The organism is uncultured Lutibacter sp. (assembly GCF_947495725.1).
Taxonomy (GTDB): Bacteria; Bacteroidota; Bacteroidia; order Flavobacteriales; family Flavobacteriaceae; genus Lutibacter.
Window position 1 is genome coordinate 383,749 of sequence record NZ_CANLZZ010000004.1, and the last position, 20,990, is coordinate 404,738.

Here is a 20,990-nt window from a genome sequence, read left to right on the forward strand (position 1 = left end):
TTATTTTGTTCAATTAAAAACTCTGAAATGTTAATTCATTTCAGAGTTTTCTTATTTAGTTTCTTTTTTATTATCTGAAACACTCGTTAAACCTGCCGAAACTATAAATTTCATAACTTCACTTGAGTTTGCCTTTAATGGCTTTATATTTTCTCTTGGTACAATAAATAACTCACCTGAAAAATTGTACGAATGTGGAAAATAAACAGCAACTTTTCCAGGCTCATCTAAAAAATTTAAACTTTCTTCAGTAATAAAACCCAGTTTTTCTAAATCGCTATTCAAGTTTACTTTTACCAAAACTGGTTTACTAAACTTTTTTTCTTTCCCAATAAAAGCAGCGAACAAATCATTTAATGCTTTATAAATAAAATTTAGTATAGGTATTTTTTCAATAATACTTCTAGTAACTTGTTTTAAGGGTTTAGCAATTAACGTTTGACCAAGAAATCCAATTAAAATTAAAAACAACACCAAACTTAAAATTCCAATTCCCGGAATTGAAATGTCGAAAAAACGTGCTATTAAATTTTTTGAAAAATCGTCGATTAAGTTAAAAACTGAATACATAATATATACAGTTACACTTATTGGAGCGAGATACAAAATTCCTTGTATAGTGTAATTTAATAGTTTTTTAAACATTTAAATAATTTTAAATTATAACTTTCTTACATCGTATAAATCTCTACGTCTGTCTTTTAAATTTCTAACACTACCAAATTGATGTAATTGTCTCAATAGATCAATATCTACATCTGCAATTAAAATCATTTCCGAATTTGGTGTGGCTTCGGCTTTAATTCCATTGGCGGGAAAAGCAAAATCACAAGGGGTAAAAACCATTGATTGTGCATACTGAATATCCATATTTTGAACTTTCGGTAAGTTTCCAACACTACCAGCAATAGCTACATAACACTCATTTTCAATAGCACGTGCTTGTGAACAATTTCTTACCCTTGAATAGCCATTTTGTGTATCGGTTAAAAATGGTACAAATAGAATATCCATTCCTTCATCGGCTAAAATTCTACTTAATTCTGGAAATTCAGAATCGTAACAAATTAAAATACCTATTTTTCCACAATCTGTATCAAAACTTTTTAATTCATGACCTTTTTGTAATCCCCAAACTCTTGCTTCATCAGGTGTTACGTGTAATTTTTCATAACGTTCTACAGATCCATCTCTTCTACATAAATATCCAACATTATATAACTTACCTTCTTGCATTTCTGGCATACTTCCGGTAATTATATTTATATTATACGAAATCGATAATTGTGAGAATTGCTTAACTATTTCTTCTGTTTCTTTTGCTAATTCTCGAATAGCTTCCGCTTCAGTTAAATGGTTATTTTTTGCCATTAACGGAGCATTAAAAAACTCTGGAAACAGTGCGAAATCTGATCGATAACCAGAAACGGCATCCACAAAAAATTCTGCCTGTGTCATTAATTCTTCCAAATCTTTATATGGCCTCATTTGCCATTGAATTAAACCTAAACGCACAACTTTTTTAATTACTGATGCTTTTTTAGATTTTTTTTCATAATAGATATTGTCCCATTCCAATAAAACAGCATAATCATTAGAAGCCTCATCTCCTTCCAAGTAATTTTTCAATACTTTGCTTGGATGAAAATCATTAGAGACCTGAAAATTTAATACCGGATCGTGAATTTCTTTTCTTCTAACTTTTGCTATATAATCTTTTGGTGATAACGTGTCTGAATATTTATGATAATTTGGAATTCTACCACCAAAAGCTACGCCTCTTAAGTTTAATCGTTCACACAGTTCTTTTCTGTAATCATATAATCTCCTTCCCAGTCTTAAACCTCGATATTGTGGTTTTATAAAAACATCAATTCCATATAACACATCTCCATCGTCAGTATGTGTACTAAAAGTATAATTCCCTGTAATTTCTTTGTAGGTATGATGATCATCAAAACTCTTATAATCAACAATTAATGATAAAGCACAGCCTGCAATTTGGTCGTTGATTTTTATTACCACCTGACCATCTGGAAACCTGTCAATTAACGAAGCAATTTGAGATTCCTTCCAAAAAGAATCTGGCATTGTTGTATATGAATCTATCATGGCTGCCTTCAGCTCTTTATAGTCTTCAATTTTTAAATACGTTAACTCAATATTTTCTATATCTTTCATGAAACTTACTGTTAAAAATTTAATTTAACAGGGTAAATGTAATAAAATAATTGATTGTTGGTTAAAATATTTAATGCATCAACACTTTTTTTAAAGCGTTATAGAACTTTGATTTTCAACCTTATAACTACACATTAAAAACATTACTTTATAAAACTCATCTTAAAGTTGGCAACTTTTAATTAATTTTGAAGCTTATTTATGATGTATTCAGCTGTTTTTTCTGAAGCTCCTACACCTCCTAATTTTTTCTCAAGTTCAAAATATTCTAAAAACATTTTTGAACGCTCCTGTCCATTAAGTATTTTATCAAGTTCTTTTTGCAAATTAACTTCATTAAAATCTTCTTGAATTAGCTCTTTAACCACTTCTTTCTCCATTATTAAATTTACTAATGAAATAAATTTTAAATCAATTAATCGCTTTCCTATTTGATAAGATAACCAACTTGTTTTATAACAAACAACTTCTGGAACTTTTAATAATGCTGTTTCTAAAGTTGCCGTACCAGAAGTTACCAATGCAGCATAGGAAACAGAAAGCAAGTCATATGTTCTGTTACTTATAAATTGTACATTCTCTTTATTTATAAATTGTTTGTAAAAATCAAAATCCTGACTAGGAGCTCCAGCAATAACAAATTGATAATCTTTAAATTTTTCAGCCATTTTTAGCATAATAGAAAGCATTTTTTTGATCTCCTGCTTTCTGCTTCCTGGTAATAATGCTATTATTGGTTTATCTGATAATTGAAATTGTTTTTTGAAATCTTCTTCTTGAACTTTCTTTCGATTAGAAATAGCATCTAACAGTGGGTGACCAACAAATTTAACATCGAAATCATACTTTTTATAAAAATCTTTTACAAAAGGTAAAATCACGTACATTTCATCAATATCTCGTTTTATTGCTTTAACTCTTCCAGACCTGCTTGCCCAAACTTGAGGAGATATATAATAAATAGTTCTAAATTTATTTAGTTTTGCCCATTTTGCAATTCGTAAGTTAAAACCTGAATTATCAATAAAAATAATTTTATCTGGATTAAACTGAAGTATATCTTTTTTACAAAATTTTATAAATCCGAAAATTTTTGAAAGGTTTGTTATTACCTCGGCAAACCCCATAAAAGCTCTTTCTTTGTAGTGTAACACAAGCTCACCTCCTACTTGCTGCATTAAGTCACCTCCCCAAAATCTAATATCAGCTTTAGGATCTTTCTTCAATAAAGCTTTCATTAAATTAGAACCATGTAAATCACCTGATGCCTCTCCAGAAATAATATAATATTTCATATCCTTATTTTGTAAATAACGTTAACAACAAAACAAAAAAAGCTATAACAAAAGTTTCTAATAAAACTCCTCTAGCTCTATAAACTTGTTTCTTTTTTAAAAATATAAAAAAAACAAAAAAGTTAGCTATAGCTCCTAAAACCAAAACCTTACCTTGCAACCCTCCTTCTATTATTAAATCAATACTTGTATAAAAATCATAATTAGAAAAGAATTCAATAAAAATAAACACACCAAAAAATGTGGCAGCCAAAGCCACTAAAAAACCAATAAGAATTTCTTTTTTCATATTGAAATTTTTTTTATAAATCCCAGCTATTTAATTTTTTAATAAAACTATGCGCGGTTAAATCGAATTGCACCGGAACAACAGAAATATAATTATTTGCCAATGCCCACTCGTCTGTATCTTCTCCTTCATCTTTATTAACAAATTTCCCAGTTAACCAATAATATTCTCTACCTCTTGGGTTTTTCCTTTTATCAAATTCTTCAACCCAATTTGCCCGGGCCTGTCTGCACACCTTAATTCCATTAAATGTTTCACATTTTGGAAAATTAACATTTAAAACCACTCCTTCGGGCAATTTATTTTCAATAACACTTAGTGTAATTTGTTTGATATATTTTTTTAAAGGTTTAAAATTGGCATTCCATGAATAATCTAATAATGAAAATCCAATAGCAGGAATTCCTTCTACACCAGCCTCAACAGCTGCACTCATTGTTCCAGAATAAATAACGTTGATTGATGAGTTGGATCCATGATTGATTCCTGAAACACATAAGTCTGGTTTTCTATCTAAAATTTCACTTACTGCCAGCTTTACACAATCGGCCGGAGTTCCAGATGAATTGTATTCTTTTTGTGGACCATCATCTATTTTAATTGCATCGCAATACAACGCATCGTCAATGGTAACAGCATGTCCCATACCACTTTGTGGACCTTCGGGAGCAACAACAACAACATCACCAATTTCATTCATAACAGAAATTAAAGTCCTTATTCCAGGTGCAGTAATTCCATCATCATTTGTAACTAAAATTAAAGGTTTTTTCTTCATAACTTTGAATTAAACAGCAAAGCTACTACAATTTATTTGGTTTAAATAAATTAAACTTTAACATTTTATAAGTATAAGTCTACTTCAATTTTAATTATTATTGTACGTGTAATAATTGCCTAATTAAAATGTTCAATTTTACCAAATAAGATATTTAAATACACTTAGATAAATGTTGAACAAAAATATTAATACTGATATTATATTTATAAAAAAAGGTTAAATTAGACATTCATATATAATATTGGCATTATTTTAGTTGTAATAATGCTAGTTTTAACTTATAATTTGACAAGAAAGATACTGATGAAAAACTTAAAATATATATTACCAATACTTGTAATAATAATGCTTTTAACTAGCTTTAAAAAGCTAGAAGATACAGACCCAAAGGATAAAGCTTTAATTACAATACTTAATTATGTGTTAACACAATGGCATTACCATCCGCAGGAAATAAATGATAATTTTTCTAAAAATGTGTACACTAAATTTTTAGAAAGTTTGGATCCTTCCAAAAGGTATTTTTTACAATCTGACATTGAGGAGTTTTCGGTTTACAAAAATGCTATAGACGACCAAATAAAACAAGAAAACCTTACTTTTTTTAATTTAGTTTACAAGCGTTTTAATGAACGCACCGAAGAATCTAAAGCTTATTATAAAGAAATTTTAACACATCCAATAGATTTTATGTCTGATGAAACCTTAAATGTGGATTATGAAAAAACCAAATATGCAACTAACACTTTTGAATTAATTTCGCATTGGAAAAAATTGATGAAATTTAGCGTTCTAACACGTGTTTATGATAAGGTAAACGAGGAAGATGATAAACTAAAAAAAGATAAAAATTATAAAATAAAAACATTTTCAGAACTTGAAATTGAGGCAAGAGAATCTACTTTAAAAAATATGGATGAATATTTTAATAGATTGAAAGAATTAGATCATTCCGATTTATTTTCAACTTATATAAATTGTATTTCAGAAGAATTTGACCCACACACTAATTATTACGATCCAATAAAGAAAAAAGGTTTTGACCAAAGTATTTCGGGTAAACTTGAAGGTATTGGAGCACGACTCCAAAAGCAAAATGATTATGTAAAAGTAAGTGAATTAGTGATTGGAGGTCCTGCTTGGAAGCAAGGAGAACTTGAAGCCGAAGATATAATTCTTAAAGTAGCTCAAGGAGACGGCGAACCTTTGGATATAGTAGGAATGCGTTTAGACCATTCTATTGAATTTATTAAAGGAAAAAAAGGTACGGAAGTTAGGTTAACTGTTAAGAAAATAGATGGTACAATTAAAGTAATTTCTATTATTAGAGATGTAATTGAATTAGAAGAAACATTTGTTAAATCTTCCGTAGTAAATAAAAATGGGAAAAAATTTGGTGTAATAAACCTTCCTAAATTTTACATAGATTTTGACGAAAAAAATTATAGAAATTCTACAACAGATATGGCTCAAGAAATTGAGCGATTAAAAAAAGAAAATGTTGAAGGGTTAATTGTTGACCTTAGAAATAACGGAGGAGGATCATTAAAAACAGCTATTGAAATTACAGGTTTATTTATTAATCAAGGACCTGTTGTACAAGTAAAATATAGAGATAAAGAAGCCCAAATTAAAAGTGATATTGATCCAAAAATGCAGTGGGATGGCCCACTAGTTGTTTTAGTAAATGAATTATCTGCTTCGGCTTCAGAAATTTTTGCAGCTGCAATGCAAGATTATAAAAGAGCAGTTATTATTGGAGGAAAACAAACTTACGGAAAAGGAACCGTACAAAGCGTTTTAGATTTAAATAGATATCACAATTTAAAAGAAGATATTGGAGCTTTGAAAATTACTATTCAAAAATTTTACAGGATAAATGGAGGATCGACACAACTTGAAGGTGTTCATTCAGATATAATGTTACCAAGTAGATATACTTATATGGAAATAGGTGAACGCGATTTAACTAATCCTCTTAAATTTGATAAAGTTCCGGAAGCGAACTATGCTTTATGGAATAATTATGCAAATTTTAATGAAGTAATAGGTAATAGTAAGAAAAGAATAGCTAACAATACTTATTTTAAACTAATTGATGAAAATGCTAAATGGCTAAAAAAATCTCAGGACGACTCAATAGTTTACCTAAACTATGAAGCATATAAAAATGATTTAGAGTATCACAAAAATGAATCATCTAAATTTGATGAGATTAAAAATTATACAACTAATTTAACCTTCGAATCTCCGCTTTACGAAAAAGCAATTTTAAAAAATGATACTGATTTGACTGAAAAAAGAAGTACATGGCATAAAAACTTAAAAAAAGATATTTATGTAGCGGAAGCTTTAAATGTTTTAGAAGATTTAAAATTGAAACCAAATCATCATTTAGTTAAAAAATAATTTTTAAAAGTTGTAACTTTACATCAGTAAAGCTAAACTATTGAAAAACACAACCAATTCTCTTACAAAATTAGCACTCCAGAAGTTTAAAAAAAACACTACTGGAGTGTTTAGTTTTTGGTTTATTATTATGTGTGGAATGGTAGCCATTTTCGCCTATTTATTGGCACCTGACAATAGTAGAAATGCAAACCAAATGCATTTAGAAATTCATTCTAAAAAACCAGGGTTTGAGGTTTTAATGCTAACATTACCTACTAAAAATGAAGAAAACCAGTCTTTCTTCAATAAACTTATTTACGGAAAAACACTGCAAAAAACAGAAATTCCAATCTCTAATTACACTGTTTCAAAAAACGATTTAATAATAGATTCTTATACCGAAAATGGCCTGGAAACTATTTCAAAATCATATCCAATATCAATTTTTAAGAACAAAAGTATTTCCAATTATATATCCCTAAAAAAGTTTTACTTAGGAACAGATAAATATGGCCGAGATTTACTTAGTAGAATGTTAATTGGAACAAGGATTTCTTTTTTTATTGGGTTTATTGCAGTATTTATTTCTCTAATAATAGGAATTTCCATTGGAGCAACAGCAGGTTATTTTGGTGGAAAGGTAGATGCGTTTATAATGTGGCTCATAAATATAACTTGGTCAATTCCAACCTTATTGCTGGTTATTGCAATTACACTAGCGCTTGGAAAAGGTTTTTGGCAAGTTTTTATTGCTGTTGGCCTAACTATGTGGGTAGAGGTTGCTCGTGTTGTTAGAGGACAAATTATGAGTGCCAAACAAATGCAATATGTTGAGGCTGCAAAAGCATTAGGATTTTCTAATTTCAGAATAGTTTTTAATCATATACTACCAAACATAATGGCACCCGTTATTGTAATTTCAGCAGCAAATTTTGCCGGTGCAATTTTAATTGAAAGCGGATTAAGTTTTTTGGGTATTGGAGCTCAACCTCCCACTCCATCTTGGGGTGCAATGATTAAAGATCACTACAGTTATATTATTTTAGGTAAAGCCTATTTGGCTATTATTCCAGGCTTAGCAATTATGAGTTTAGTTATGGCTTTTATGCTAATAGGTAATGCTCTTAGAGACGCTTTAGATGTTAAAAATTAAATTATCAATTTTACCAAATCTTTCAATTAAATTATTCCTTTATCAGTCTTTATTATTGAATATATCCATTCTTACACTCTACGAGTTAAATTTCAACTAATTAAAAATTATTTTGTACTTTGTAAAAACTAAAAAAAATCAAATACATTATTTATACCCTAAAAAATCACTAAAAATAGATTAAATCATTATTACATCCCATAAAATAAATATCGCTGATTACGAAAGGTAACAATTCTTTGATTTTTTTGATATGGTAATATGAGCATTAACCATTTAATGCAATTATTAATTTAAAATCAAAATAAATTATGAAAAAATTAAGTATCCTTCTTTTTTTTGCAGTTGTAGCTATTGGCTATTCTCAAAAAAAACCAAATGATTTAAAAACAAGTAACATGAGCTTGGTTGAAGTCATAGTTGCGGCAGGTATGTCGTCACCTTCTTCGTCGTTTAGCGATAATTCTTTTGCCGGTGATGGAAGCTTTATCGAATTATCATCCAACTATTATTTTTCTAAAATAGGTGCTGGAATTTCAATTGGAAGCTTTTCAAATCCAACCGAGGGTAACTTGTTAAAATTTACTGAAAAAACTGGAGTTCCTCTTGCTCTAAAATCAGAGAAATGGAAAACTTCCTATTATGGAATTGGGCCTAGTTTCAAAACTAACTTAGGTGATTTTGAAACAATTATTACAGGTAGAGTTGGATCTATGACTATCAAATCTAATACATTAGAAAGTGACTTAATTATTGAAGATGCTGATACTCCATCATCAATTCCTGTTTATAATATATCACATAAAGAAAACACAAGTATGGGATTTTATAATGCTGGAATTAAACTTGGATACAAATTAAATCCAAATTTAACGTTCTATATTGCCGCAAATTATTTGTCTTCCTTTTCAGAAGACTTATCGTTTGAAGAAACCAAAACAGATGTCCAAAAATTTGACTTGGACAGAGATGGAGTAATTAGCCAAGATGAAGCTCGTAAACTTTTAGACACTCAAATAACTTATGAAACTTCAACAATTAACTCTAGCGTTCAATTATTAAATTATGGATTTGGTTTAAGCTATAGTTTTGGAAAAAAACCTAATAATACATCTTCCAAAGCACAAGACCATAACGCAAGTAGAAGTAATACAACATCTTCTAAAAATAGTGGCTCAATTATTCTAACAAATCTTGCAAAAGAAAAAGCAGATAAAAAAAATCAACAACAAAAAATAATTAGTGTTTTACCAAAAAACAACAGTGTTTTTAAAAATGCTGAGGAAATTAAAAAATTTACTTGGAACGTTGTTGGCTCTAAAATTCCAAACCCACAATTTATTCTTGAGGTTACAAAAATTGGAGACAATCAAAAATCGCAACGTATTTTTATTGAAAAAACTTCCAATATTTCCATAGCTTCTGAACGTATTTTTAAAGAAAAAAACTTAGAAAATGGGCAATACCGATGGAAAGTTATCGAAACAACAACGGGTAATTCTTCTGATATTAAATATTTTACATTTAGCAATTGCGAAATAGATTTTGCCATTTCTAATGAAGAAATAGAGTGTTTGGGTTATGAAGGGGAAAATAGAAAGTTTAAAATTTGTTTTGACTCTACCTATTCAAGTACTTCAGGAGATTTAACTTTTATAAATCCAGGTTCTGGTTTATCCGTATTTGATCAATCTTACGCTTCTTTAACTTACACAATGGTAAGTCCAAACCCAACACTTTTAACACAAATTGGTACAACCAGCACAACAGTAAGTTACTGTTTTGAAGTTACAGTTGCTGCAAGTGTAACCGCAATTGGTTTTGGTTTACAAGGTGACGATTTAGATCCAAGTCCTGTTTTATGCCAGCCAGGTGTTAGTGCTAATTTTGATGAATTACCAGAATGTATTTGTGACGAATGTGAAGAAATTGAAGTATCATTTGATAATTTCAATATTGCATTAAATGGCACAACTGGAAATCAATTTAATTTTGATGGAGATATTAATGTAAATGTTCCAATTTATGGAATAGAATTTCAAATTCAATCTTATAGTTATTCTGCAAACCCTTCAGCTTGCTCAAAAGGTGTTGGTAATGTTGAAGAATCAGGAATGATATTAATGCCTGGAACCTCAATAAATGGCTCTACTAGTTTGCAATTAGTAAATGAAACTGCTTCTGGAAGCACCAATTCTAACAATAATGCTACTAAAAATGTAAAATACATAAGTAATTCAGCATTAAACGGTACAATTCCTGTAAACTTAACAATAGGTTTACCTGGTCCAATTTCTGGTCTCGATCCAAGTTGTTGTGAAATAAATTACACAGTATGCATAAAAGTTAAAATATTTTATGAAGAAAGCAATTGTAAATCGTGTGTATTTACTCACTGTTTTAACTTTAATAACCAATAAAAATTACTATCATGAAAAATAAAATATATACATTCAAAACATATATGTTGCTAGTATTTTTATTTGCAACAACAATAGGCTATTCTCAAATTACAGTAAATAATACACCTAATACAAGTATATGCAATTTAAGTGGTGAAAATGTAGAAGTTTCTGTTCCAACTGAAGTTTTAACTGGAGATAATATTGAATTAAACATTACGCTATCTGGTAATTATGATGCTTCTTGTGTAAAAACTGTAAGCATTACAAATTCATCAAACTTACAATTTCAAAATTCAGTTGCAATTCCTTTTATAAATATGGGAGGTGGAACCTATCAAAATGATGATACCCCAACTACAAATGGCGACCCAGGACCCTTAAAGGGCAATGAGGGTTATAACTTTAATGTGTATTATAAATTTCCAAATCACATAACTTGTAACGGTGCAGTAGGTACATTTGATGTAACCGTAACTTTAGATTGCGCAGGTGTAATAACTACTTGTACTACTTCAGTAAGTGTTATTGCCAGAGCGGCTAATTATTGGACTGTAACAAAAGAATTTGTTATAGGTGATTTGGTTTGTGGAACCTCTAAATGGCGAATTAAAGTAATTAATAATAACCCAAATCCATCCGGATATGGAAACTATAAAATTCAAGGAACATTGACGGAAAACACAACCTTACCGGTTGTTTCAAACGGAGTAATTAACGTTAATGCTAATAATTGGTTTCCTTTTAAATATGTAACTCTGCAAAATTGCCAAAATACTGGTACACAAATTACCAATAATATTGACTACAATTTTAATTTGGGTGATGGTTGTGAAACCATGATAGGAACTGCTACTGCCGTTTCGCCACCATTACAAAGTCCAAATGCATCATTAGCTTTCACTAAATCTGTTTATTCTTCTAGTGGTATGAATATTGTTCCAAATTATCAAATAACCGCAGGATGTAGTGGATACTACAGAATTAGCATTTACAATGATGGCAATGTTCCATGGCAAATTAATTCAATTACTGATGTAATACCTACTGATATTACAATAACGGGAATCTCTGATACATATTGGAGTAATGGATATACTGGAATTGATCCTTCTATGTGGGTAAACACACCAGCCATAACAGGGCAAACTTATTTATTTACACCTGCCACAAGTCCATATATATTAAATCCTGGTGATTATAAAGATATTTTTATATACTTTGATGTTAACAGTAGTGTTACAACTGGTACTATTATTACAAACAATGCACAAATTAATTATAATGCAGGAAGTGTTTCTAATAATAGCGGTGGAAGCGGAACTCAATGCAATGGTGTAAACTGTCCAGTAATTGATCAATCAATTTTAAATGACACTGCTATTTGTAATTTTGAGGTAGTTGCTCCATTTCCAAAGGAAATATTTAGAAAATGCGTAACTAATCAGCCAGTTGGAAATATTTATAATATTGGTGATTTAGTGCATTTTAAATTTGTTATAGGAAATGCAGGTTCAGGAAACTTAAACACTAATATTACTGATAATTTAGGCTTACCTAATCAAAATTTACAAATTGTCACATCATCTATTTCAACTACTTATTATGAAGACAATTCTTATTCAACAAATAATTGGTTATGTGGTAATAGTTTTTCTAATCAACAACCTATTACTTTTTCAGTAATTCCAGATACCTCAGACTTGCAAGATCCAAGTTTTGCAATTACAGGAATGCCAGGTATATGTAATTTTAATAGAGCAAACTATTTAGTAATAGAATTTGATGCCGAAATACTAACTCAAATGTATGGCAATAAAGTAAACACAGCATATACCGATACCCAACAAAGTAGTGCTTCTTATACTGTAGATCAAATAGGAGTGCTTGAAGTTAATAAATATGCCGATCAAGAAATTGTAGAAAATGGAGGTAGTTTCAATTATATTATTAAGGTTATAAACAGTGGTAGTGTGCCTTTAAACAATATTGTTATTGCTGACATGCTACCAGATTGTGTTTCTGTGAACGGACAAATAAACATAGAAGATGCTATTGCAACACCAATACCTTTTACAACTTCTGGTAGTTTAACCATAAATATAAATCCTACAACAGAAATATTCCCAGGAAATGATTTTACTATAACTATTCCTGTAGTAAAATCAGGTGGAGGAAATTGTTGTAACGAAAGTGTTTCGGCTACCGCAGAAATGATTACTTCAGGTGTTGAATTAAGCGCTAATTACGGAAGCCCTGAGGCTCCTGCAGCTTGTGTTACAGGTACCGAATGTTGTGATATTGAAGGTTTTGATGCAACTATTCAAGAAAATAATGGCTCGTTTAATGTTAGTATTAACGGAGGAAGTGTGCCTTTGCAAGAAGTAGAAATTTCAATGGTAGATTATCATATTGAATATTCTGAAAGAGCGTGTAAACCAGAAGATTTAGGTATTTTTGGAATATTAACAACCTCTACAACAAACCTTAACAATTTAATTTTAAATGCAGGTGATAATGGCACAAGTAGTTTGTCTTGGTTATTAGGAAACCCTTCAATTATAAATTCATCTGTTAATCTTAATATTTTATATCCAGAGGTTTTAAACTTAGATTGTTGTGATGTGGAATTTTATTTCTGCCTAAAAGTAAAAGTAAAAGATGTAAACTGTAATGTTTGTGAAAAAATTATATGTTTTTCAAGCGATCAACAAACTGAACCTGAACCTTGTAACATAGATATTAAGGACCTAGGACAAGGCCAAAAGTTTTGCATTGGAGACACCGTTAATTTAAACTGGTCTGGCACAACACCAACAGGACAAGTTACTATTTCGTTATTTGATGTTACAAACGGAGGAATATATTCAGTTTTAGCAACTGGAATTCCAAATACAGGTTCATTTACATATACAATTCCTAATGGATTTCCTTGTGACCCTCCAAGAACTTGGTCTTTAATTGTTGAAGATTCCGAAAAATTATGTTTTGACAGAAGTGATCCATTTATAATTGAATGTTGTGTAGAGGATTGTGATTGTGGTGAATGGTTATCAAAAAATGTTTCCATAAAAGGTTACATTAAAAAAATTCCGAAAGACCCAAAACAAAAAATAAATTTTGAAACAAACTTTGAGAAAAATATTGAATGTGGAAGTGATTTTGTATTAAATCCATCTTTAAACTATACATTTACAGCTCCTAACTATGTTTGCAACCCAGAAGACTGTGATGTGGAATACAAATGGGAAATTGAAGGCCCTAATGGAATTATAATTTCAGGAAATGGAAAACTATTTAATTACAGTTTTAACACCTACGGAAATTATAAAATTACGTTTACACCAATTTGTGGTGGCGAACGTTGTGAACCTTGTATAATTTACCCAACAATAGAAAAACAAGGACCAATTATAGATAGTCAAATTTATAATCCATCAAAATACTAAAAACCATTAATTATTAATATTTAAAAGACCTCCTTAGTAAGGAGGTTTTTTTATTGAATTTCATGTAAATTTGCTGCTTTAAAAATACAATATGAAATTCGAAGTTACATTTAATACAAAGTGGTCCGATTTTGACCCAAACAGACATATGAGACACACAGCATATAATGATTATGCTGCTGAAGTAAGAGTTCGATATTTTCAAGAACATGGACTCTCTATAAACGAATTTGCAAAACTTAATATAGGACCCATTCTTTTTAAAGAAGAAACATCGTTTTTAAAAGAAATTCATATAGGTGAAAATATTACAGTAAAAATGGAACTAGAAGGAGTTTCAAAGGGAATAGAACGTTGGAGATTTAACCATCAAATATTTAATAAGGACGGAATTTTATCAGCTGAAATTAAAGTGTATGGTGCTTGGATTGATTTAATGAAAAGAAAATTAACCTCTCCCCCATTAGAATTTGTAGAAATTTTTAAAGCATTACCAAAAACAGAAAATTTTAAAGAAATACCTTTAAAAAGTGATAAATAGAAAAAACATCTATGTTGCATTAACAATATTTTTTGCTGTATTATTTTACGTTTGGGATAATTATTCTGTAGAGGATTTAAATTTTTCAACTGAAAAAGTAAATACTGGTACATCTAATTTTTTACCAACTACAACCACAGGTCAAATAATTCATCATAATTATTATTCACTAAGTTATGCTGAAAAATTTGAACAAGCTGAATGGGTTGCGTATGATTTAAGTAAAGGTCATTTATCCAATTCAAACTTTGATCGTCCTTATTTTATAAAAGACAGAAAAGTATCATCAAAAAGTGCACATTATAAAAATTATTCAAATTCAGGTTACGACAAAGGCCACTTATGTCCAGCAGGAGATCGAAAATTCTCAAAATCGGCACATGATGAAACATTTTTAACCAGTAATATTTCGCCCCAAAAACACGACTTCAATTCTGGAATTTGGAACAGGTTAGAACAAAAAACACGATATTGGGCTAATAAATATAAAAAATTATATGTTGTAACCGGAGGAATCTTAACATCTGATTTAAAAACTATAGGCTCCGAAAAAGTTGCTGTTCCAAATTATTTTTATAAAATAATTTTAGATTATCACGAACCTGAAATTAAGGCAATTGCGTTTATAATACCGCATAAAGAAACTAATAAAGCATTATATAAATTTGTTACTTCAATTGACAATATTGAAGAAAAAACTGGAATTGATTTTTTTTCTGAAATGGAAGATTCTTTAGAAAATAAATTAGAAAAATCTACAAGTTATTCTAACTGGAATTTCAGATAGTTTAAATTTTAGGGTAACAAAATTTAAGTGTAGTTGATATAATAGTAAACAAACATATTTTTTAACTATTAAAACAACTATTATGAAAACCAAATTATTATTATTCGCAGCACTTTTTATTTCAACAATTGCATTCTCTCAATCATCTAAAAAGGGTTATGATTATTACAAAGCTTCTTCAGATACAAAAATAAACCAAGCTGAAGTAATTGATGCTACTTCTAAAAGAAAAAGACCTGGAGGAATTCATAAATCAAAATCTTACAACATAGATTTTAGAAAAAGACCTGGAGGAATAAAAAAATCGAATAGCATTACAATTAGAAAAAGACCAGGAAGAAGGACCTATAATTAAAATAATAAAATATCAAATAAAAAGATATATTCTTAAACAAAATAGCCTTCAAATGAAGGCTATTTAAGTTATATATTAACCTCCTACTTTTGCTAAAATTCCATAATTTTTAAAAATAGAAATTATTAATTTTATTCTTTCACTGTTAGGCTTTTCAAATTGAATAAATTCTTCTGGAATACCCAATTTCATCATTTTGTTTTCAGCTACTTTATGATAAGGCAGCAAATTAACTTCAGTACTATTTAACTTTAATGAACTAATAAATTCTGCAGTTGAAATAATATTCTCATTAGTATCATTTACATTTTTTATCAGTGGAATTCTAAAAACTAAATCACAGTTTGTTTGTGCTAAAGCTTTAATATTTGAATGAATTTTTTCGTTAGAAACTCCTGTATAAAGTTTATGCTTTTCAGAATCCATCAATTTTAAATCTATTAAGAACATTTCACAGTTATCTGCAACTTCTAAAATAGTTTTTTCATTAGAAAATGCTGAAGTATCCACTACTCTATGGTACATTCTTTTACCACATTCTTTTAATGCTTCTAATAAATATGCCGAATGCAATAAAGGTTCTCCCCCTGAAAATGTAACACCTCCACCCGACTGATCAAAAAAGATTGCTTCATTATCAATTTGCTTCATTAATTCTGAAATTGGCATATTGTTTCCTAACATTTTAAATGCTTTTGTTGGGCAAACTTCGGCACAGATACCACATAAATTACAAACGTTATAATCTGTAACAATCCCCTCTGAAGTCATTTTTAAAGCTTCATTTGGGCAATTATCTAAACATTTTGATGCTCCAATACATTTTGAAGCAGTGTACATTTTTTGAACTTTCAACGAAATACTTTCAGGATTATGACACCATTGACACGATAGATTACAACCTTTGAAAAACACCGTGAGACGAATTCCTGGACCATCGTTTATGGCATATTTTTTAATATCGAAAATTAAACCTGTTTTCATTTAAAAAGATTCATTTTCAGTTCTATCAATCACTTCTTGTTGTAAATCAGCATTCATATCGTTAAAATAATCGCTGTAACCAGCCATTCTCACCAATAAATCTTTATAGTCTTCAGGGTTTTCTTGCGCAGCATACAAGGTTGCAGTGTCTACAATATTAAACTGAATATGGTGTCCTCCCAGAGCAAAATAGGTTCTTATCAAATGTCCTAATTTCATAATATCTTCATCTCGCTTTAACAAGCTTGGTAAAAAACGTTGATTCAATAAAGTTCCTCCAGATTTGGTTTGATCTAATTTTGTTAAAGACTTTATAACTGCCGATGGTCCATTAGTGTCCGCACCGTGAGATGGTGAAGTTCCATCGGAAATTGATTTGTGAGCCAAACGCCCGTTTGGAGTTGCTCCCATAACTTTTCCAAAATACACGTGACACGTAGTTGACAACATATTTAAATGAAATGTTTCACCTTTTGTATTTGGTTTTCCATCAATGGCATCTAACAAATCATTATAAACTTCCAACGCAATTGAATCTGCATAAGCATCATCATTTCCATAGAAAGGTGTATTGTTAATTATTGTTTGACGCAAAATTTCTTCACCTTCAAAATTATTAGCAACAGCAGTTAAAACTTTATCCATTGAAAATGTTTTATCTTCAAAAATGTGTTTTTTTAGAGTTGATAAACTATCAGCTACAGTACCCAAACCAGTACATTGAATATAATTGGTATTGTAACGTGGTCCTCCGTTGTAATAATCTTTTCCTTTCGAAATACAATCTTCAATAACCACCGATAAAAATGTTGCAGGACTATATTTAGCAAACATTCTGTCTATATAATTACTAACTAAAATCTTTTGATTTACAATATAATTTAGTTGTTTTTTGAAGGCTTCATACAATTCATCATAACTGCTAAAATCTCTTGGATCTCCAGTTTCAATACTTGCTTGCTTGCCTGTTAGCGGATTGATTCCATTATTTAAAGTGATTTCAATAATTTTAGGAACGTTTAAATAACCTGTTAAAATGTAAGCTTCTTTTCCAAAAGCACCAACTTCAATACAACCACTACAACCACCTTCACGAGCATCAACCAAAGATTTTCCTTGATTTAGCATTTCTGGAATATAAATATCTGGATTGAAAACCGAAGGATAACCGTGACCTTGACGAATAACTTTGCACGCTTCTTTTAAAAACCTATCTGGAGTTCTTGTACTTACGTGCACCGAATTTCCAGGTTGTAACAAGTGCAATTCCTCAATAATTTCTAACATTATATAAGAAACTTCGCTTACACCATCGGAACCATCGGGCTTTACACCTCCAATATTTATGTTTGTAAAATCGTTGTAAGTTCCACTTTCTTTAGCTGTAATTCCAACTTTTGGTGGTGCAGGATGATTGTTAACTTTAATCCAAAAACAACTTAACAACTCTTTTGCTTCTTCTCTGGTTAGCGTTCCTTCTGCTCGTTCTTTTTCGTAAAAAGGAGCTAAATGTTGGTCGAAATGACCAGGATTCATAGCATCCCAACCATTTAATTCGGTAATAGTTCCTAAATGAACAAACCAATACATTTGTATGGCTTCCCAAAAATTTCGAGGTGCATTGGCTGGAACCCAACGGCAAACTTCAGCAATTTTTAATAATTCTTCTTTTCGTTTTAAGTTGGTTTCAGTTTTTGCCAATATTTCGGCTTTTTCTGCGTGACGTTCAGCAAAAACAATGGCAGCGTCACAAGAAATTTTCATTCCTTCTAACTGCTCTTTTTTATCAGTAGCTTCAGCATCATTTAAAAAATCTAAACTATCTAAATGCTCTTGAATTTGCTTTTTAAAATCAAGCATTCCAAGTTTATAAACTTTTCCATCTAACGCTGTATGGCCAGGAGCACGTTGCTCCATAAACTCTGTAAACAAACCAGCTTCATAGGCTCTACTCCATTCATTTGGAACGTGTTTAAAAATTCGTTCTCTAATGGTTTTTCCTTCCCAATAAGGAATTACTTCTTGCTCATAAATATCAATATTTTCTTGTGAAATGGTATAACGTTGCATTTCTCGTGTGTTTAGCACGTGAAAATCTTCAACACTATGGCAAGTTAGTTCAGGAAATGTTGGAACAGATTTAGGACTTGGACCTCGTTCTCCAACAATTAATTCGCCTTCACCAAAATAAATAGTTTTTTGCTTACATATTTCTAAAAAATTCAATCCACGCATTACTGGAATGGAATATTTTCCGAAGTTCTTTTTGTAAAATTCTGTTTGAATTAAAGCTCTTTCAATAGATAATGAAGGTTCTGTTTCGAAACTTAATTTTCGAAGTTTTTGAACTCTTTCATTCATACCTGGACCCATTTTATTTCCAAGTGGTTTGTAAAAATTCCCTTCTGCTTCTGAAGGGCGTTCTGGTGATTTTATAACTTTAAAAGTAGGTTTTTTCATAATTAAAATAGATTTTTCCAGAATTACTTCTGAAAGATTAAAAAGGCAATAAATCTGCGTTTAATTATGAAATAGAAAAGAACATTAAACACTCAAACAACTGTCTGTATGTTTTGGTAAGAAAAGATATGTTCTTATTGGAAATCATTACATAAATATACAAAAAAAGAGAGTTGATTTTCATCAACTCTCTTTTTTAATATTAAATATTCTTTATTTACTAATTCCAGAACATTGCATATAATGCAACTAATACCAACATTATTGCAAAAGCACCAATATTAAATAATGGGCTTGTTTTAAATAACTCTTTAGTTATTTCAATTCCTTTTTCATCATCTTTTCCTTTATGTTGAACTAAACTAGCGATTATAATTACAACCATTGTTAACACAGCTGTTAATCCCATTTGATCCATCCAAGGCATTGTTGTTGCTTTAAACGCAACAGCAATTGGAATAGAAGCTAAAGCACCAATAATTGCTGCTTTGTTTGTTGTTTTTTTCCAGAATAAACCTAACATAAATACTGCTAAGATACCTGGAGATACAATACCTGTATACTCTTGAATAAATTGGAACGCCTGATCAATACCACCTAAAAGAGGAGCCATAATACAAGCTATAACTAAAGCAACTCCAGCAGAGATTCTACCCATATTTACTGTTGCCTTATCACTTGCATTTTTGTTAATATATTGCTTATAAATATCCATTGTAAAAATGGTAGAAGTTGAATTTAACATAGAAGCCAATGATGATACAATTGCCGCTGCAAGCGCTGCAAAAGCAATCCCTTTCATTCCGGTTGGTAAAAATTGTAACAACCAAGGATAAGCTCTATCTGCTTGTTCTAAAGATGGTAAATTTTTCATACCTGCATCTCCTAATCGAGCCATAATTTCAGGGTCATTTACCATTACGTATGCTGCGATTCCAGGTACCACAACAATTACTGGTATAACTAGTTTTAAAGCTGCAGCTAATAAAATACCCTTTTGAGATTCTTTTAACGATTTCGCCGCTAAAGTTCTTTGAATAATATATTGGTTGAAACCCCAATAGTATAAGTTAGCAACCCATAAACCACCAACTAAAACTCCTATTCCTGGTAAATTTTTAAATTCAGGATTCGATTTATCAAGTATCATTGCAAATCTATCAGGAGCTGCTTCATAAACCATTTTCATACCAGCTACAACACCTTCTCCGTCAGATACAGTATTTAATGCTAAATATGTTGTTACTAAACCTCCTAAAACTAGAAACACTACTTGAATAACATCTGTCCAAGCAACGGCAGATAATCCACCATATAAAGAATAAGCAGCAGCAAATAATGCTAAACCAATTACTCCATACATCATAGGAACACCCATTATCGTTTCTAATGCTAAAGATCCTAAATAAAGAACTGATGCCAAATTAACGAACACATATAATGCAATCCAAAATACAGCTAATATGGTTTTTAAATTTGTTGAAAATCGTTTTTCTACAAACTCTGGAATGGTATACAATCCTTTTTCAATAAATATTGGTAAAAAGTATTTACCTACAATTATTAATGTTATTGCCGCCATCCACTCGTAAGATGCAATTGCCAAACCTAGTGCAAAACCAGATCCTGACATTCCAATAAATTGTTCGGCAGAAATGTTCGCAGCAATTAAACTTGCTCCAATTGCCCACCAAGGTAATGATTTACTTGCCAAAAAATAATCTTCAGCATTTTTTTCATGCCCTTTCTTGTCTCTAGAAACCCATAAACCTACACCTAAAATAAGGATGGCATAAGCTACAAAAATGAAGTAATCTAAAAATCCAAAACTTGTTGTCATAATAATATATTTGTTTAGTTTATTGTTGATTTCAAATTAAATTCTAACTCTTATTAAATACAAATATCAATTAATTTTTCAC

At 30.2% G+C, this 20,990-nt stretch carries 15 protein-coding genes; 7 read left to right on the forward strand and 8 right to left on the reverse strand.

Translation table 11 applies throughout. The features are described from left to right. Positions 1 to 51: 51 nt before the first annotated feature. The 5 genes from Q0776_RS11355 to surE all read right to left on the reverse strand — a co-directional run bounded on the left by Q0776_RS11355 (position 52) and on the right by surE (position 4,543). Positions 52 to 645, reverse strand: a complete 594-nt coding sequence (locus tag Q0776_RS11355; protein WP_298368229.1) for a DUF502 domain-containing protein — start codon at positions 643 to 645, stop codon at positions 52 to 54. Positions 646 to 660: 15 nt separating this feature from the next. Next, positions 661 to 2,181: a carbon-nitrogen hydrolase family protein gene (locus Q0776_RS11360; protein ID WP_298368232.1), complete on the reverse strand. Its 1,521-nt coding sequence runs from the start codon at positions 2,179 to 2,181 to the stop codon at positions 661 to 663. Positions 2,182 to 2,363: 182 nt separating this feature from the next. Next, a complete protein-coding gene (gene lpxB, locus Q0776_RS11365; RefSeq protein ID WP_298368236.1) occupies positions 2,364 to 3,476 on the reverse strand; it encodes a lipid-A-disaccharide synthase in 1,113 nt (370 codons plus the stop codon). A 4-nt stretch (positions 3,477 to 3,480) separates the two neighbouring features. Further along, the gene (locus tag Q0776_RS11370) at positions 3,481 to 3,765 is read right to left on the reverse strand and encodes a hypothetical protein (RefSeq protein WP_298368239.1); all 285 of its coding nucleotides are present in this window, start codon (positions 3,763 to 3,765) and stop codon (positions 3,481 to 3,483) included. Positions 3,766 to 3,778: 13 nt separating this feature from the next. Further along, a complete protein-coding gene (gene surE, locus Q0776_RS11375) occupies positions 3,779 to 4,543 on the reverse strand; it encodes a 5'/3'-nucleotidase SurE (RefSeq protein WP_298368242.1) in 765 nt (254 codons plus the stop codon). Positions 4,544 to 4,849: 306 nt separating this feature from the next. Here surE and Q0776_RS11380 point away from each other — a divergent pair, with 306 nt between their 5' ends. From Q0776_RS11380 to Q0776_RS11410, 7 genes are all read left to right on the forward strand, one after another. Continuing rightward, entirely contained in the window at positions 4,850 to 6,955 is a 2,106-nt protein-coding gene (locus Q0776_RS11380; RefSeq protein WP_298368246.1) for a carboxy terminal-processing peptidase, read from the forward strand. A 40-nt stretch (positions 6,956 to 6,995) separates the two neighbouring features. Next, complete coding sequence (locus Q0776_RS11385; RefSeq protein WP_298368248.1) at positions 6,996 to 8,090, forward strand: ABC transporter permease; 1,095 nt, start codon at positions 6,996 to 6,998, stop codon at positions 8,088 to 8,090. Between the two features lie 311 nt (positions 8,091 to 8,401). Further along, complete coding sequence (locus Q0776_RS11390) at positions 8,402 to 10,510, forward strand: hypothetical protein (RefSeq protein ID WP_298368251.1); 2,109 nt, start codon at positions 8,402 to 8,404, stop codon at positions 10,508 to 10,510. A gap of 11 nt (positions 10,511 to 10,521) precedes the next feature. Then, positions 10,522 to 13,941, forward strand: a complete 3,420-nt coding sequence (locus Q0776_RS11395) for a hypothetical protein (protein ID WP_298368254.1) — start codon at positions 10,522 to 10,524, stop codon at positions 13,939 to 13,941. A gap of 91 nt (positions 13,942 to 14,032) precedes the next feature. Further along, positions 14,033 to 14,482 (forward strand): acyl-CoA thioesterase, encoded by a 450-nt coding sequence (locus Q0776_RS11400; RefSeq protein WP_298368257.1) that lies wholly within the window; start codon positions 14,033 to 14,035, stop codon positions 14,480 to 14,482. Next, the gene (locus Q0776_RS11405; RefSeq protein ID WP_298368550.1) at positions 14,475 to 15,269 is read left to right on the forward strand and encodes a DNA/RNA non-specific endonuclease; all 795 of its coding nucleotides are present in this window, start codon (positions 14,475 to 14,477) and stop codon (positions 15,267 to 15,269) included. The genes Q0776_RS11400 and Q0776_RS11405 overlap by 8 nt, the downstream gene beginning before the upstream one ends. An 82-nt stretch (positions 15,270 to 15,351) precedes the next feature. Continuing rightward, positions 15,352 to 15,624: a hypothetical protein gene (locus Q0776_RS11410; protein ID WP_298368259.1), complete on the forward strand. Its 273-nt coding sequence runs from the start codon at positions 15,352 to 15,354 to the stop codon at positions 15,622 to 15,624. A gap of 75 nt (positions 15,625 to 15,699) precedes the next feature. Here Q0776_RS11410 and Q0776_RS11415 read toward each other — a convergent pair whose 3' ends face one another. The 3 genes from Q0776_RS11415 to Q0776_RS11425 all read right to left on the reverse strand — a co-directional run bounded on the left by Q0776_RS11415 (position 15,700) and on the right by Q0776_RS11425 (position 20,908). Beyond that, positions 15,700 to 16,608, reverse strand: a complete 909-nt coding sequence (locus Q0776_RS11415) for a glycyl-radical enzyme activating protein (RefSeq protein WP_298368261.1) — start codon at positions 16,606 to 16,608, stop codon at positions 15,700 to 15,702. Further along, complete coding sequence (gene hypD / locus Q0776_RS11420) at positions 16,609 to 19,068, reverse strand: trans-4-hydroxy-L-proline dehydratase (protein WP_298368263.1); 2,460 nt, start codon at positions 19,066 to 19,068, stop codon at positions 16,609 to 16,611. It abuts the gene before it with no gap. 220 nt (positions 19,069 to 19,288) lie between these two features. Further along, positions 19,289 to 20,908: a sodium/sugar symporter gene (locus Q0776_RS11425; RefSeq protein ID WP_298368265.1), complete on the reverse strand. Its 1,620-nt coding sequence runs from the start codon at positions 20,906 to 20,908 to the stop codon at positions 19,289 to 19,291. Positions 20,909 to 20,990 lie beyond the last annotated feature (82 nt).

What these genes read in the sequence shown, in the direction of transcription:
- Q0776_RS11355 (WP_298368229.1), bottom strand. Translation starts at nt 645, where the DNA reads ATGTTTAAAAAACTATTAAATTACACTATACAAGGAATTTTGTATCTC.
- Q0776_RS11360 (WP_298368232.1), bottom strand. Translation starts at nt 2,181, where the DNA reads ATGAAAGATATAGAAAATATTGAGTTAACGTATTTAAAAATTGAAGAC.
- lpxB (WP_298368236.1), bottom strand. Translation starts at nt 3,476, where the DNA reads ATGAAATATTATATTATTTCTGGAGAGGCATCAGGTGATTTACATGGT.
- Q0776_RS11370 (WP_298368239.1), bottom strand. Translation starts at nt 3,765, where the DNA reads ATGAAAAAAGAAATTCTTATTGGTTTTTTAGTGGCTTTGGCTGCCACA.
- surE (WP_298368242.1), bottom strand. Translation starts at nt 4,543, where the DNA reads ATGAAGAAAAAACCTTTAATTTTAGTTACAAATGATGATGGAATTACT.
- Q0776_RS11380 (WP_298368246.1), top strand. Translation starts at nt 4,850, where the DNA reads ATGAAAAACTTAAAATATATATTACCAATACTTGTAATAATAATGCTT.
- Q0776_RS11390 (WP_298368251.1), top strand. Translation starts at nt 8,402, where the DNA reads ATGAAAAAATTAAGTATCCTTCTTTTTTTTGCAGTTGTAGCTATTGGC.
- Q0776_RS11395 (WP_298368254.1), top strand. Translation starts at nt 10,522, where the DNA reads ATGAAAAATAAAATATATACATTCAAAACATATATGTTGCTAGTATTT.
- Q0776_RS11400 (WP_298368257.1), top strand. Translation starts at nt 14,033, where the DNA reads ATGAAATTCGAAGTTACATTTAATACAAAGTGGTCCGATTTTGACCCA.
- Q0776_RS11410 (WP_298368259.1), top strand. Translation starts at nt 15,352, where the DNA reads ATGAAAACCAAATTATTATTATTCGCAGCACTTTTTATTTCAACAATT.
- Q0776_RS11415 (WP_298368261.1), bottom strand. Translation starts at nt 16,608, where the DNA reads ATGAAAACAGGTTTAATTTTCGATATTAAAAAATATGCCATAAACGAT.
- hypD (WP_298368263.1), bottom strand. Translation starts at nt 19,068, where the DNA reads ATGAAAAAACCTACTTTTAAAGTTATAAAATCACCAGAACGCCCTTCA.
- Q0776_RS11425 (WP_298368265.1), bottom strand. Translation starts at nt 20,908, where the DNA reads ATGACAACAAGTTTTGGATTTTTAGATTACTTCATTTTTGTAGCTTAT.